General features: G+C 39.6%; 11 protein-coding genes and 1 other RNA gene. 3 read left to right on the forward strand and 9 right to left on the reverse strand.

Translation table 11 applies throughout. From position 1 onward, the window contains the following. Positions 1 to 247: transposase (locus J7E52_RS26425; protein ID WP_214751533.1), on the forward strand; the 247-nt coding region annotated here is incomplete at its 5' end. Between the two features lie 156 nt (positions 248 to 403). Here J7E52_RS26425 and nirD read toward each other — a convergent pair. Together nirD and nirB (J7E52_RS26435) are read right to left on the reverse strand one after the other, a co-directional pair. Further along, positions 404 to 721: a nitrite reductase small subunit NirD gene (gene nirD, locus J7E52_RS26430; protein WP_214751536.1), complete on the reverse strand. Its 318-nt coding sequence runs from the start codon at positions 719 to 721 to the stop codon at positions 404 to 406. Between the two features lie 17 nt (positions 722 to 738). Next, the gene (nirB, locus tag J7E52_RS26435; RefSeq protein ID WP_214751539.1) at positions 739 to 3,153 is read right to left on the reverse strand and encodes a nitrite reductase large subunit NirB; all 2,415 of its coding nucleotides are present in this window, start codon (positions 3,151 to 3,153) and stop codon (positions 739 to 741) included. Between the two features lie 204 nt (positions 3,154 to 3,357). Here nirB (J7E52_RS26435) and J7E52_RS26440 point away from each other — a divergent pair, with 204 nt between their 5' ends. Next, entirely contained in the window at positions 3,358 to 3,684 is a 327-nt protein-coding gene (locus J7E52_RS26440; RefSeq protein WP_063233904.1) for a MerR family transcriptional regulator, read from the forward strand. Positions 3,685 to 3,857: 173 nt separating this feature from the next. Here J7E52_RS26440 and cobA read toward each other — a convergent pair whose 3' ends face one another. The 4 genes from cobA to J7E52_RS26460 all read right to left on the reverse strand — a co-directional run bounded on the left by cobA (position 3,858) and on the right by J7E52_RS26460 (position 10,561). Further along, complete coding sequence (gene cobA, locus J7E52_RS26445) at positions 3,858 to 4,628, reverse strand: uroporphyrinogen-III C-methyltransferase (RefSeq protein WP_214751541.1); 771 nt, start codon at positions 4,626 to 4,628, stop codon at positions 3,858 to 3,860. A 110-nt stretch (positions 4,629 to 4,738) separates the two neighbouring features. Beyond that, on the reverse strand, positions 4,739 to 6,889 hold the full coding sequence (gene nasC, locus J7E52_RS26450) for an assimilatory nitrate reductase catalytic subunit NasC (RefSeq protein WP_214751544.1): 2,151 nt from the start codon (positions 6,887 to 6,889) through the stop codon (positions 4,739 to 4,741). Between the two features lie 89 nt (positions 6,890 to 6,978). Then, the gene (nirB, locus tag J7E52_RS26455; protein WP_214751546.1) at positions 6,979 to 9,300 is read right to left on the reverse strand and encodes a nitrite reductase large subunit NirB; all 2,322 of its coding nucleotides are present in this window, start codon (positions 9,298 to 9,300) and stop codon (positions 6,979 to 6,981) included. 55 nt (positions 9,301 to 9,355) lie between these two features. Beyond that, positions 9,356 to 10,561 (reverse strand): nitrate/nitrite transporter, encoded by a 1,206-nt coding sequence (locus J7E52_RS26460; protein ID WP_214751549.1) that lies wholly within the window; start codon positions 10,559 to 10,561, stop codon positions 9,356 to 9,358. Positions 10,562 to 11,305: 744 nt separating this feature from the next. On the opposite strand from J7E52_RS26460, the gene J7E52_RS26465 reads away from it, so the two are divergent. Then, the gene (locus J7E52_RS26465; RefSeq protein ID WP_214751552.1) at positions 11,306 to 11,848 is read left to right on the forward strand and encodes a ribonuclease H-like YkuK family protein; all 543 of its coding nucleotides are present in this window, start codon (positions 11,306 to 11,308) and stop codon (positions 11,846 to 11,848) included. Between the two features lie 167 nt (positions 11,849 to 12,015). Here the strand turns inward: J7E52_RS26465 and ssrS are convergent. The 3 genes from ssrS to J7E52_RS26480 all read right to left on the reverse strand — a co-directional run bounded on the left by ssrS (position 12,016) and on the right by J7E52_RS26480 (position 15,272). Next, positions 12,016 to 12,202, reverse strand: a non-coding RNA gene (gene ssrS / locus J7E52_RS26470) — 6S RNA. 119 nt (positions 12,203 to 12,321) lie between these two features. Further along, a complete protein-coding gene (locus J7E52_RS26475; protein ID WP_214751554.1) occupies positions 12,322 to 13,803 on the reverse strand; it encodes a UDP-N-acetylmuramoyl-L-alanyl-D-glutamate--2,6-diaminopimelate ligase in 1,482 nt (493 codons plus the stop codon). Between the two features lie 215 nt (positions 13,804 to 14,018). After that, positions 14,019 to 15,272, reverse strand: coding sequence for an MFS transporter (locus J7E52_RS26480; protein ID WP_396020325.1), 1,254 nt, complete (start codon positions 15,270 to 15,272; stop codon positions 14,019 to 14,021). Positions 15,273 to 15,335: the final 63 nt, after the last annotated feature.

Consider the following 15,335-nt stretch of genomic DNA (forward strand, 5'->3'; position numbering starts at 1 on the left):
GCATATCTGGCAAGCATATGTGGAAGAAGCAGATCATCTGCGTAATCATCAAGATGTAAAACCTATATATGCGAAACGTAGAGAAACGATTGAGCGTGTATTCGCAGATGCAAAAGAAAAGCATGGTATGCGTTGGACTACTTTAAGGGGACTTAAAAAATTGTCGATGCAGGCGATGCTTACTTTCGCTGCCATTAATTTAAAGAAGATGGCCAATTGGACATGGCAAGGTCCAAAAATGGCCTAACATAGAGGGCTCGTAGAGCCCTAATCTCTCAACCTTGGGCCAAAATTCAAAGGAAATTTCAAAAGGGGCTCGGAATTTTTTAATTCCGAACCCCTTTTGTCTACAAACTGATGGATAGTCTAAGAGACTATCCAGATCAGCGGGGCATCTATATATTTATAAAACAATATAAACATTATCATCTTCTAATACAACCTTGAATGTCTTAACGCAACCATTATCAGGTTTTTGGACTTCTCCATTCTTGACACTGATTTTCCAGTCATGCATCGGGCAAAAGACGTAATCGCCACTCACAATGCCTTCCACCAGAACCCCACCTTTATGTGGGCAACGATTTTCAATAGCTCGGAATTCACCATTTGCTAAATGAAAAAGAGCAATTTCATGAGAGCCTATGGTTACTGTTTTCCCCAGGTTTTTTGGCATCTCATTTACTGTTGAGACCTTTATCTTTTGAAGCGTTTTCCCCATTTAGGCTTCCTCCATATTCATTTATTTGATAAAGCTGGAATTTTCACTTTTTGAAATAAACCGGTTTGGATCGCATTGCTCTCAATGATTTCTTTCCACGGTTCTTGTAATACCGATAGGGCCTCATTTAAACGTTGATTAAGCTCAATCCTTTTTTGCTTATCACCAATAATCGACTTAATGGTATCGAACCCTACACGCTCAACCCAGACAGACGTTCTTTCTAAATAATTGGCAGTCTCTCGATAATGTTGGAGGTATGCACCTGCAATTTCAATTACCTCATCACTTGTTTTCACTTTGCATAATAATTCAGCAGCTCTTAAATGGGTTCCGCCGTTGCCGCCAATATAAATTTCCCATGCACCGTCCACGCCGACAACACCAAGATCTTTGATACCGGATTCAGCACAATTACGAGGACATGCCGATACAGCCATCTTAACCTTATGCGGTGTGCCTACACGTTCAAATTTCTTCTCCAGGGCAATGCCCAGTCCAATTGAATCTTGGGTGCCAAAGCGGCAAAAGTTTTCACCGACGCATGTTTTCACAGTTCGTAGGGTTTTTCCATAAGCATATCCAGAAGGCATATCCAGGTCGGCCCATACACTTGGAAGGTCATCTTTTTCAACGCCGAACATATCTATTCTTTGCCCGCCTGTAACCTTAAGTAACTTAACATTATACTTATCGGCAACATTTGCTATTTTCCGTAACTGATCGGGATTAGTGACGCCGCCATACATTCTTGGCACAACAGAAAATGTTCCATCCTTTTGAATATTTGCATGTAGCCTTTCATTGACATAGCGGGATTCTTTTTCATCTTCATATTCAACCGGATGGATCATGCCCAAGTAATAGTTCAGTGCCGGTTTACACTTCGAGCATCCATCACTTGTATTCCAGCCGAGAACATTCATGACTTCCCGAGTATGGGTCAGATTTTTTTCGCGTATTTCAGCAACAACCTCATCTCTTGATAAAGTGGTGCACGCGCATATGGATTCCTTCTGGTTTGACTTACTGAAATCATCGCCCAATGTCAGCTCGAGAATATCACCGACTAATGGCTTGCACCCCCCGCATGATCTCGAAGCACTTGTGCAGCCTTTTACTTCCTCAATACTTGTTAATCCTTTAGACTCGATAGCCGTCACAATATCGCCCATGGTTACACCATTACAACCACAGATGATTTCCTCATTTGACATCGCAGTGACAAGACTAACACCGGGTTCACTCTTTCCAGCGTTTAAATATTCGGAAACCTCGGCATTTTTGTTGATCATGCTCAATAGGTTATTGCTTTCCTTTGTATCCCCGAATAATACTGCGCCTGAAATTTTCCCATTTCGAATCATTACTTTTTTGTAAGTACCATTCCATTCATTAAATTCCTTTATTGATTTAGCTTGTTCATCCTCAAAAATTTCTCCAGCCGAAAATACATCAACACCAGATATTTTTAACTTAGTAGACAGCACTGAACCCTCATAAGCTTTGTCTTCTAGCCCGCAAATCCTTTTGGCTAATACTTTGCCCTGTTCATAAAGGGGAGCGACCAAACCATATACCATCTCACGGTGTTCCGCACATTCACCAACTGCAAAAATATTCGGGATTCTTGTTTCCATATAATCGTTCACGATAATTCCTCGATTGACAGGGATGCCGCAATTTTGGGCCATTGCAACATTTGGCTTAATCCCAACTGCCATGACCACTAAATCGGCGCTGATTTCCTCGCCATCACTAAAGCGTAATCCTTTGACATCAATTTCACCTAAAACCTCCTGAGTCTGTTTCCCAAGATAAAAATTCATTCCCTGGCTTTCAAGTTCCCTTTGCAGCATTTTTCCTGCTGCTGGATCTAACTGTCTATCCATCAAATATTCAGAAAGGTGAATAACATCTACCTGCATACCTAGATTCAAAAGACCCCTGGCTGCTTCAAGACCCAGTAATCCTCCACCAATGACTGCAGCCTTTTTGTTATATTTGGAATATTCAATCATTTTTTCACAATCTTCAATATTTCGAAAGGCAGTCACTCCTTTTTTATCAGCCCCCTTTATCGGTAGAATGAAAGGGATTGATCCGGTAGCTAAAATTAATTGATCATATTCGACTGCACGATTAGTGTCTGAGTAAATGATTTGCTTTGTGGTGTCGATGTTCGTGACCGTTTCACCTGAAAAAAGTGTAATATTGTTCTCTTTGTACCAGTTCCAATCATTTATTGTAATATCATCTATCGTCGTAGCCCCTTGCAATACATTCGATAGTTGGATTCGATCATAATTCGGATGTGGCTCACTTCCGAAGACAGTCACCTCAAACCTTTCCGGTTCAATTTTCAAAATTTCTTCTAAACATCTTACTCCTGCCATACCATTCCCAATGAGTGCCAATTTCTGCTTAGCCATGTTTTGTCCTCCAATAAGATTTTTTTGAAAGGATTATGTGTTTGATTATAGGCGAGGTCACTTTTTATAACAACAAGTGTGTTATATAATCTCACATGATTTTTAAAAATTAATAATTAATGTTAGTTTTTATTACAAATATTCAGAAAATTAGGATATAATATCCTTATTGATCTAGCATAAATCAAAAATGAGGTGATTTTCATCGTCCAGCAAAAAGAATCCTATATAGACAGAAAAGTAATTTCCATAGGGGTGGTCAGAGAATTAACCGGACTATCCGATAGACAAATCCGGTATTATGAAGAAAGAAAACTCGTTTTCCCCGAAAGGTCTAAGGGTGGTAACCGTAAATACTCTTTTTCCGACGTCAAGGCATTAGTGGAAATCGCAGATAAAATAGAGGATGGAGTGCAAACCAATGAAATTAGACAGGAAAAATTAAAAGAGAACAGAAAAATTGAACAGGAAAAAATGCGAAAAAAAATGCTGCAGGGCCAATTAAATGCACACTTTGGCTTACGTAATTGATGTTCGCTAAGAATCCGGAATTATTAATTCAATGTCCATATTTCAGTCTTCTATAGCATTTTCATCTTGCCTTTCTAAAATGGCTTTTAACATTGTTACACTGGACATGATGACTTTCATGTCCAGTTTTCTTTTCGTTACAATAAAATTTTTCTAACTTAATCATTCCTCTTCTAAGCGAACTCCTTATCTTTTGCCTTCTCTGAAAACCATGATAATTTCTCAGATAAATTCACCACTTCTCCTATTACAATCATGGCGGGATTGGCAACCTGCTCTCTTGTAACAATCCCCACTATTGTATCGATTGTTCCTGTAAAAGTTCGTTGAAAACCTGTCGTTCCTTGTTCAATGACAGCAATAGCAGTTTCAGGCTTCTTTCCGCAGGAGCGTAATTGTTTACAGATATATGAAAGGTTTTTAATACCCATATAAATAGCAATGGTGTCAACACCATGCGCCAAATGATGCCAGTTGATGTTATCGGGTTTGCCGGTCACGCAGTGTCCTGTGATAATTGCGAAGGAACTCCCCCATTCCCTGTGAGTCACGGGAATTCCAGCATAAGCTGGCGCAGCGATTCCAGATGTGATTCCAGGAACTATTTCAAATTGAATTCCGTGCTTTACTAGCGCTTCTGCTTCCTCACCGCCTCGTCCAAAGATGAAAGGATCTCCCCCTTTTAGACGAACAATCGTTTTTCCCTCTATTGATTTACTAATTAACAATTGGTGAATGTCCTCTTGAGGGACACAATGTTTACCAGGCACTTTACCGCAATAAATGTATTCAGCTTCAGGTTTACCGTATAAAAGCAATTCACGATTTATCAACCGATCATACAAGATGATATCCGCTTCCGCGATGCATTTGGTTGCCTTGACAGTAATTAAGTCCGGATCACCAGGTCCAGCACCAACAATATAGACCTTACCTTTTTCCATCCTTTTTCCCCTTTTGTTGTTTAGTCATGAAAGCTCAGTGTGATTAGGCTCTGCTGTTCATTATGATTGAACCTAAAAAAAATTATGATGAACGGGAAGAAAACCTCCCTTTAATTAGACGTTAACTCAACTATAGGATGTACTTTTACAGCACTGACTTTAAATCCAGGCATTTTGCATGTCGGGTCTAAATCTTGTGAAACGAGGCGATTGACATTTTGTGAGTCTGCCCAATGAAAAGGAACGAATATAGTATCATGGCGAATGGTTGCTGACCATTTGCTTCTTACAACAATACTTCCCCGCCTTGATTCGATTTTCACCAAAGTATTGTCTGGAATATGATATTTCTTGGCTGTTTCCGGATGGATTTCCATATATGATTCAAAATTTCTTGCGGCTAATGATGAGCTTTTTCTCGTTTGCACTCCTGTTAAATAATGTGACATGATTCTTCCTGTTGTTAAATAAAGTGGAAAATCCGCACATGGCTGTTCTTTTGGAACAAGAGGCACATTATTAACCACAACCATGGCCGCCTTTCCATCCGGGTGGGCAAAAGACGTTTCGAATAACCTTTTTGTCCCTTTATGGTCAATGGTTGGGCATGGCCACAATATGCCTCCTTCTTTTCTTAATCGATCATACGTTATACCATAATAATCAGCGGTCCCCCCGCGGCTTGCCACTCTTAATTCTTCGAAAATCTCATTTGCAGATTGAAAGGGAAAATGCTCCCCTTTTCCTAGAACTTTTGCTATATCACAAATGATTTTCCAATCATGCTTCACTTCCCCAGGAGATGAAAAACTTGCTTCCCGCAACGTTACCCGCCCTTCTAAATTTGTCATCGTTCCTTCATCCTCTAAATAAGACGAAGTAGGTAAAATCAAATCAGCCAATCTAGCAGTTTCAGAAACGAACATATCCACTGCGACAAGAAACTTTAATTTTTTCAAAGCCTTTTTGACAAAGTTAGCATTGGGATTTGAAACAATCGGATTGGAACACATTAAAAACATGCCGGTAATTTCACCTTCATTTATCTTCTCTATCATTTCGTATGCCGATACACCTTTACGTGGCAAATCAGCCTCATCTATTCCCCATATTCTTGCAATATGTAATCTATGTTCCTCATTTTCAATCATACGATACCCCGGCAGCTGGTCTGCCTTTTGGCCATGCTCTCTTGCTCCCTGCCCATTTCCCTGTCCAGTAATAGCTCCATAACCCGAATTCACTTTTCCGATTTTTCCTGTAACAATAAGAATATTAAGAAAATTACGAACGGCGGCTGAACCATCTGTTTGCTGCTCAACGCCCCTTGCTGTAAAAATCATTCCTGATTCTTCTTTCCCGAACATTGCAGCCGCTTTTTGAATTTGGTCACGAGGAACCCCTGTCATTTCTGCGATTTCCTCCAACTTTAAAGATGTAACATACTCTTTAACTTCGTTGTAGCCATTTGCACGTTCCCGGATAAATGCTTCATCAGTAAAATCCTCTTCAATGATCACTTTCAATAATCCGTTTGCCAAGGCGGCATCCATCCCTGGTTTTACTTTTAGATGTAAGTCGGCCATTTTCGTTGTCGCTGTTTCTCTTGGATCTACAGCAATGATATATGCCCCATTTTGTTTCGCTTTCTCAAAGTAAGGCATGATTGTCGGCTGGCATTCCGCAATATTCGTGCCCGCCAAGATAATGCACTTTGTGAACGGAACCTCTGATAAGCTGTTGGTAAGGCCCCTGTCCATACCAAACGTTTGGCTTGCTGCCGAAGCAGCTGCGGACATGCACAAACGGCCATTATAATCTATATACTTTGTTTTTAAAGCCACTCTTGCAAATTTCCCAAGCAAATATGCTTCTTCATTTGAAATGGAGGCACTCCCATAAACAGATAAAGCATTTACACCATCTTCCGCTTGAATCTTTGTGAAATTCTCCTTTATGTGATTTAATGCTTCCTTCCAAGATATGCGAATGAATTCACCATTTCTTTTTAGTAATGGGTATTTAATTCGGTCTTTATGCAATGCATGTTGGTGTGCATTCATTCCTTTAATGCATAAGCGACCCTCTGAGGTTGGATTATCTTTTCCAATCGTCATATACTTTTTTCTTGTCACTATTGTTTGTTCCAACAGCTGCATCTTACATTGCATGCTGCAAAATGGACATTGTGAATCATATCGTTTTTCTGATTGGACCTCTTGTTGCTTCGTGCGGAAATACTTTAATAATAATTCGGTCAAGGCTCCTCACCCTCTACATATGGATTTCTTCTAGTACAAACATTTATCCGTTTATCTAAAGGTACTTTTCACTTAGTTCATTTTCTGATTTACACCCTTTCCAATCGTTGAGATAATTGCTGACTAAGTTCATTATCAAACAACACTTCTCTAACATGAATTAAACCCACTCGTTCAATCCATTGCCAAGTCCGTTCTAAGTAATTCGCTGTTTCACGATAATATTGAATAAAGCCGATGATGATTTCAATTGCTTCATCATTTGTCCCGGCTACACATAACAGGTCACCGGCACGTACATTACGTCCGCTGCTTCCGCCCACATATATTTCCCAGCCCCTGTCAACGCCCATAACACCAATATCTTTCGTTGTTGATCCTGCACCATTATGCATACAAGCAGATATGCCCATCTTTATACGGTAAGGTGTTGATACATGCTCCAATCTTTTTTCCAAATCTACAGCAAGTAAATGGGATTGCTGTTTATCACAAGAGCAAACATGCTCACCGATACATGTTTTGACGTTTTGAACGGTGTTACCATATTTTGAACTTAACGGCATGTCTAAATCAGCCCACACACCTGGAAGATCTTCTTTTTTCACACCCATTAAATGAATCCTTTGTTCACTTGTTACCGCCACCTGAGATATATCATATTTCTCTGCAACATTTGCAATTTTTCGCAAGTCCTTCGCATTCGTCATCCCGCCGTACATTTGCGGGATGACAGAGTATCGATTATCACTTTGAACTGTTGCATTCTTTTTTTCGTTTATGAAAAGAGTTTGCTGTCTGATCTCGTACTCTGGATGAATCATCCCTAAATAATAGCTAAGGGCTGGCCGGCAAGTTGAACACCCTCCGCTATTTTCCCATTCAAGAACATCCATCACTTCTTGGACAGTCGTTAAGTCCTGGAGCTGCATTTTATACACGACTTCATCTTCCGTTAATGTCGTACATGAGCAAAAAGCAGTTTGTTTCTCATCCTGAGTAGAAAGATTACTTTGAATATAGGTCAAAAGCTCGGTCACTGCCGGCTTACATCCACCGCAAGAACCGGAAGCCTTTGTGCATTTTTTAACTTGTTCCACTGTTGTTAATCCCTTATTTTGAACCGCTTCAATGATTGCCCCTTTTGAAACAGCATTACAATTGCAAATGATTTCATGATTTGCCATCGAAGCGATTAATCCCTCAGCCGTACTTGGTGTTTGGAACAGTGCACGCTTTTCCTCTGACGATACTTCTTGCCGCTTTAAAATCATATCGAGTAATCGTGAGCTGTTGTTTGTATCACCATACAGCACAGCACCTATTATTTTTCTTCCTTGAAAAACCACCTTTTTATAAACACCATCTAATTCATCAAAAGTTGTGATTGATTTCGTTGTTTCATCACCAATGAAATCTCCAACAGAGAATAACTCAACTCCTGATATTTTCAAAGAGGTCGAAAGGACCGAGCCTTGGTATCCGTTGCATTTCATCTCACAAATATGCCTTGCCAGCACTTCACCTTGTTCATATAGAGGTTTCACCAGTCCATAAACAATGCCTTGATGTTCAGCACATTCACCAACCGCATAAATATGTGGGATGCTGGTTTCTAAATAGTCGTTTACAATAATGGCACGATTTGTATCAATTCCGCTTTCTTTGGCCAACTGAATATTCGGTCTGACTCCCGCAGCCATAATGACTAAATCTGCTTCAAGCTCCGTTCCATCTTTAAAACGGACGCGCTCCACACGTTCGTTGCCGATTAACTCCTGTGTTTCCTTTTTTAAAAGAAAGTTCATTCCCTGGTTTTCCAACTCTTTTTGGAGCAAAAGTGATGCCGTTGAATCAAGCTGCCTTTCCATTAAATGGTCAGCAATATGAACGACATGCACCTCCATACCAAGGTTTAACAGCCCTCTCGCTGCTTCTAAACCTAACAAACCGCCTCCGATGACGACTGCTTTTTTATGCTTGCGTGAAGTTTCAATCATTTTTTGGCAATCTTCAATCGTGCGAAATGCAATGACGCCTTCTTTATCAGCACCGGTAACAGGAAGAATAAATGGGACAGAACCTGTGGCAATTATCAGCTTATCGTAGTGAACTTCCCGTTCTTTGTCTGTTTTTATCTTCCGAGTCTCTTTATCGATTTTTACAACTGTTTCCCCTATAAACAATTGGATATTATTCTTCGTATACCAGTTTCGATCATTTATCGTAATATCTTCAAAAGAAGTGTTGCCTTGAAGCACAGTCGACAATAAGATCCGGTTATAGTTAACATGTGGTTCACTTCCGAAAATAGTAATCTCAAAAGCAGCCGGATCATTCCTGATAATTGACTCAACACAGCGCAATCCCGCCATTCCGTTCCCAACTAGGACCAGTTTTTGTTTATACATTTTATCCCCCCCAAGCAAGTACTGAAACAAGCCGATATAATTAGTAAACAAAGTTCTAAATCTTAACTGAATTCTTACCGAGTACCCACGTTTTCCTCCATGAAAGCTGAGCTAGACCAAGGATAAGCAACGCCACGATTCCTACTGCGGAAAATACTAAAAATCCTGTAGCATATGTGCCAGTAATTTGTTTCAACGTTCCTAGTATGTTTGGAACCAAGAATCCGCCAACACCTCCGGCAGCTCCTACAATTCCTGTGATAAAACCAATTTCTTTAGAAAATCGCTGTGGAACTAACTGAAAGACAGCCCCGTTGCCCATACCGAGAAATAGCATACCGATGAACAGCAGGATCGTAACGGCAGTAAGGGAATAAAGAAAACTAATCCCAAACATACATAATGTGAGTCCAATAAATAAAAACATAAGCAGTTTAACTCCACCTATTTTATCGGCAATAAATCCTCCAACGGGACGAAAGAAGCTTCCGGCGATGACACATAATGTAACAAATTCCCCTGCCCTTATTCGTGTTAACCCATACTCATCAACAAAAAAGATGCTTAAAAAGCTAGTAAACCCTACAAACCCTCCAAAAGTCACACTGTAAAGAATACAGAAATACCAGGTATCCCTTATTTTGAATACGTTGAAATATTCCTTGAGTGGTTTTGCAGGCGGTTGAGATGGTGCGTCTTTGGCGATTAAAATATAAATGACAAACACGATGGTTAAAGGAATCAATGCTAATCCCATAACATTATGCCAGCCAAGAGACTCTGCAATACGCGGTCCAAACAATGTCGCAAAAAGCGTTCCGCTGTTACCGGCTCCCGCAATGCCCATCGCAAGACCCTGCAAATGCGGGGGGTACCAGCGGCTGGCCATAGGAAGTGCTGCAGCAAAACTCGCACCTGCCACTCCGAGCAAAATACCAATTAAATAGAGCTCGGCTAAACTTTCTCCGAATAACCAACCCCAAAAAAGCGGAATCATCGTAACAAGCATCCCGCCGATCGCTGTTTTCCGCGGGCCGATGCGATCAGTCAAAAAGCCAAGGACGATTCGAAAAAACGAGCCTCCCAAAATCGGAATAGCTACAATCAAGCCTTTTTCAGCTGGTGAAAGTCCGAAATCCTTTGTAATATAGACACCAAGTGCACCTAATAATACCCAAATCATAAAACTGATATCAAAATAAAGGAATGAAGCTAATAATGACGGAGCATGACCGCTTTTTTTCAATTCAGATATTTTCACTTTTCATCTCTCCAATACTTTATTAATTGAATATTCGTTTATTTTACTCTTATAAAAGCAAGATTTCTTTATTTATGTCAGAAAACATTACACACTTTTTTTATAAGTTATAAAATGTGAATACTTTGAAGTCATTATTGGCTAAAAATTAATAATTTCATTTCGTTTTTCTTATATAAATTGAATGATAATGTGGTTTACTTAGGTGATATAGTGTCACAAGATTGTTTAACTTTTAAGTTATGGCAGGAGATATACCAAAAGATAACTCCAATAACTTTTTCGAAATATTCTCCATACAAAAAAAGAGAAGCCTAATGCGTAAGCTTCTCTTCCAGACTGTAGATAAACCCGACTATAATTGAGTTTGTTATTATAATATTTGTCCGCTAATTTCCACTTCAGGCATTCGCTTTCCGCAGGCGGACCGCCCTACGGCGCCATTGCGCCTGCGGAATCTCCCTTGGATACTTTTCTAACCAAGAGTCTCGAACACCCGCTCCAAGCAACTTTTTTAACAGTAAGTAAGATAGAACTCCTTTTCTTTTTTGTTTACAATAGAAGAATTAAAACTTGAGGTGATATCGATTAAGCGAGATCAACTTTAAATGATGACAGTATCTTCATTAGAGCGTGGGTTCTTCCCACAGCACGAAACAAGGACCTTTTTCATATGATGTGTTATGAGCGACATGAGATATTTAATAATTTGATTATATCCGGGGAAAGGCTGGGTGCAATAATATGAAGCAATATCCATTTCATAACATTCCATTTCAAAACCTTCAGGAAAAAGACATGTCATTTGAAGAGGTATTCGTTCACATTGTTGAGTTCATGAAATTAAATCCCTCCGGAAACTATCGACTAATGGTCGGTACAGATTCGCAAGTACATAAAAAACATACGGTTTTCATTACAGGCATCGTGATACGGCAGGTCGGAAATGGTGTATGGGGTTGTATAAGAAAAGTAATGATTCCTAGAAGAATGCTGCATTTACATGAACGTATCTCCCAAGAATTGTCGTTAACAGAAGAAATCGTATCACTGTTTACGGAAGAAAGAAAAAATCAATTAATCGATATTGTCCTGCCTGCTGTATATCAAGGGGCAACGTTCACAATGGAAGGGCATATTGATATCGGGATTGGAAAGCGGAACAAAACCAGTGAGTTTGTAAAAGAAATGGTAGCCAGGATGGAATCAATGGGTGTGGAACCGAAAATCAAACCCGATGCTTTCGTCGCTTCAAGTTATGCCAACCGATATACAAAGCAAGAATAAATGACTCCAAAACATATAATAAGCCGAAGCAACCTACACGGGATTTGTATAAGGCTGTGAAAATATATTAAATCGGTATTAAAACGGTACATACAATTCTAATTGTACGGTATTTGAAAACAGCAAAAAACCGGCCTCAGACCGAGACCGGCTTCAACATTTAAAAGATATAAGCCGCCATTGCCGTATTCAGTAAGAAAGTTTTAAACCACCACTCCTCAAAGTGGGTGTTTGCAGAAGCAATCCTGTTGTCCAAGTCAGTGACGAGGCATAACATTCCTGTTTCAATATAAAACTCCCTATTACAGCTTAAAGGTTAAAACTTTATTATCATTACGAACAGTGCAGCTTGTATTATTATAATACCTGAATTCCTCATTTGTTACAATGTCAATAATCACCATATAATTTACCTATGGCTGATTAAGGTTGGACCGTATTAGCCCTTTATAATAGCATTCGTCAGTATCCAACTATTGATCAAAATAACCGATAAAATCCCCTTGGTCTTTATTTTGCAAATATAATACCGTTTCTTTGTCAGAAATAGTAGGCAGTCCGAAATTTTGTTCATACCTTTCAATTCCTTTTCCTGTAATGATAATCCAATCCCCTTCCTTTCCAGCTTGTATCGCCTCCTGTATAGCAAGTGTCCGATCTAGGATAACCTTCCCATTTCCAGCAGAGTAATCGCTTAGCAGTTTATTCAGTGACGATTCCATCACCTCAATTCCCTCCGAATTCAGATCATCCATCGTCAAAATCGAAACATCACTATGCTCCAATGATACTTTAACCATTTCTGCCCTTTTGGTTGTATCTCGTCCACCCCGGAAACCAAAGATATGATAAATCTTTTTGGCCCCGCATTCTTTGGCAGTTTGAAGCATGTGATGAATGGCATCTGCAGTATGTGCATAATCGATGACGATTGTCGGTCCAAATTCTTTCTTATACATTTCAAACCTTCCTGGCACGCCTGAAAACTGTTTCAATGAAGTGAGAATTCCCTCTCTTGAAATTGGAAACATCTTCGCTACGGAATAGGCAGCAGTTGCGTTATATAAATTATGAAGTCCAGGTAAAGGTAACTCGATTTTCACAAAGTCATGATTCTCATTCAATAAAATAAAGGGGTTCGTTGCAGTATTATAGTTGGTTATGGTCAAATCGCAGCGATTGGATTTTCCAAATACAAAGGCACTGACATTCTTTTCCCGTAAGTATCCTTGTAGTTTTTCTCCCCAAAAATCATCCCCATTGATAATCGCAAGACCATTAGGTTTCAATTTTTCAAAAAGAAGTAATTTTGCCAGGAAATAATCCTCCATCGTACCGTGAAAGTCGAGATGGTCATGATACAAATTCGTGAAGACACAGAAATCAAATTCAATTCCCTCTAAACGGAATTGAGCTAATCCATGGGAAGACACTTCCATTATGACAACCATGTCCCTACTTGCAGCCAGTAAGGAATTCAACTCCATGGTGCCTGGAGTCGTATTATGGGAATCGACTTTGTTTCCATTGATAATATGCTGTATCGTACCAATGACGGAACAGGTTATCCCATTCTCTTCCAATATTTGCTGAAGCATATAACTAGTTGTGGTTTTTCCATTTGTACCCGTAATTCCTATCATTATTTTTTGCTTGCTTGGATCTCCATAAAACCTTTTGGCGATTAGCCCTAATGCTTTTCGGCTGTTCTCCACTCGTAAATAAGGAACTTCCAATCCCTTAATATCGCGATCGCCAATCACAGCTGATGCCCCTAAACGAATTGCATCTTTAATGTAATTATGGCCATCGGACTTATATCCGGTTACGGCAACAAAAAGGTATCCCTTTTTTATTTCTTTAGAGTTATCGGTTACACCTGTGATGGATATATGTTCTACGTCCTTCGGCAAATCCCAGTTTATCGCTTCTTTCAATATGTCTTTAAGGATCATTAACTTTTCTCCTTTTTCATTCTTTGAAAATGAAATGCATAAGTTCCAACAAGCCCATTTTTAGTATTTACCAGTACTCTAAAAATAATTGCCAATCCAGAATTTGTTAGTTGTAAAACAGTCAACGGAAAAAAAGAAAAGCAGCCGGAATTGGCTGCTTTTCTTCAGGTCATATGGCTATTGCTGTATTGAAGTGTTGGCACACCATAAGAAAATTACGATTGGATTTCCAGGGGTTTTGTTTCTGCCTTTTGATTGTACAATGGCAAAATGAAAAACATCCCTATAATAAAAAAGAAAGCGGCGGTTTCAAATATGGCGACCAGCGAAAATTGCTCTTTCAGCACGCCTGCCGCACTCATGGTCAAAACCATCGATCCAGTGAATAATGGGCTTAAGATACCATTGACCCTTCCGATGAACTCGCCTTCGGTCCTCTGTAATATCAATGTATTGATCCCGATTTGGATACAAGGCAGCATTAGCCCATTAAAAAACTCGGCAGTAAGTGTAATCCAAAGATTTGTTGAAAGCCCCATTACCGCTAATCCAATGGCATTCACAAGCATTCCGAATGCTAATAATCTCTGAGGTGCCACTTTTTTGGCAAAAATCATCACACCGGCTCCACCTAAAATCATACCAAACCCATTCACCATAAATAACCATTGCAGATTTTCCTTTGGAAGTTCCAATTGTTCGGTAACAAGGAATATCGAGAGCGGCTGAATGAAGCCAAGTCCAAGCCCGGCTGCCAGAAAACATAAACCAAGCAAACTTAGTTCTTTTTTTCGCAACACATAGCTCACTCCGCTTTTCATTTCCTGCCATAATGTTGTTTTTGCTGTCTCTTCATTCAGTTTGCGATCTTTTGGAAGAAAGGCGAGTGCGCCAGCTGAAAGTAAAAACGCCAGGCCAGTAATCGCAATCGAGATGTTGATCCCGAATGATTGGAAGGCAAATGTACCGAGAATCGGACCTAAAACCATAAATACTGCGAAGACGGTCTGATAAACAGACATCCCTGTCTGAATTTGACTTTCAGGCAAATGCATCTTAAATAACTTCATGCCTGATGGCTGAGAAAATTGAGAAAGTATCGCCGAAATCAAAGTTGCAAAGAATACCATTTTCCAACTGCCAAAGATAAGCGAGATTAGCACAGCAAATACGGATATTGCACTTAATATATCACACCAAACCATCGTTTTTTTCGGACTCCAGCGGTCTGCAAATGTCCCTCCAATAAATGAAAAAATAAAGATGGGAGCGAATTCCGCTACTGATATCATGGAAATGGCAAAGGCATCCCCGTTCGTCTTTTCCATGACGAATAACAAAACTGCAAAATTCCGTACCCATATCCCTATTTGTAAAAACAAGCCTGAAAAGATAATGGCCCGGAATACACGATTTTTAAAAATGTTAGGTTCCTTATTACTTAATGTTACGGACGTGTTTTTTTCCATATAAAAACCTCCTGTAAGATATCTGGACAGGAGGCAGTACAATACAAAATTAACAGAGCAAAA

Origin of the sequence: Bacillus sp. ISL-34, from assembly GCF_018613325.1 — a bacterium.
Classification (GTDB): Bacteria; Bacillota; Bacilli; order Bacillales; family DSM-1321; genus Peribacillus.

Excerpts from the sequence above, each read along its gene's own strand:
- nirD (WP_214751536.1), bottom strand. The coding sequence starts at position 721 with ATGGGGAAAACGCTTCAAAAGATAAAGGTCTCAACAGTAAATGAGATG.
- nirB (WP_214751539.1), bottom strand. The coding sequence starts at position 3,153 with ATGGCTAAGCAGAAATTGGCACTCATTGGGAATGGTATGGCAGGAGTA.
- cobA (WP_214751541.1), bottom strand. The coding sequence starts at position 4,628 with ATGGAAAAAGGTAAGGTCTATATTGTTGGTGCTGGACCTGGTGATCCG.
- nirB (WP_214751546.1), bottom strand. The coding sequence starts at position 9,300 with ATGTATAAACAAAAACTGGTCCTAGTTGGGAACGGAATGGCGGGATTG.
- J7E52_RS26465 (WP_214751552.1), top strand. The coding sequence starts at position 11,306 with ATGAAGCAATATCCATTTCATAACATTCCATTTCAAAACCTTCAGGAA.
- J7E52_RS26475 (WP_214751554.1), bottom strand. The coding sequence starts at position 13,803 with ATGATCCTTAAAGACATATTGAAAGAAGCGATAAACTGGGATTTGCCG.
- J7E52_RS26480 (WP_396020325.1), bottom strand. The coding sequence starts at position 15,272 with ATGGAAAAAAACACGTCCGTAACATTAAGTAATAAGGAACCTAACATT.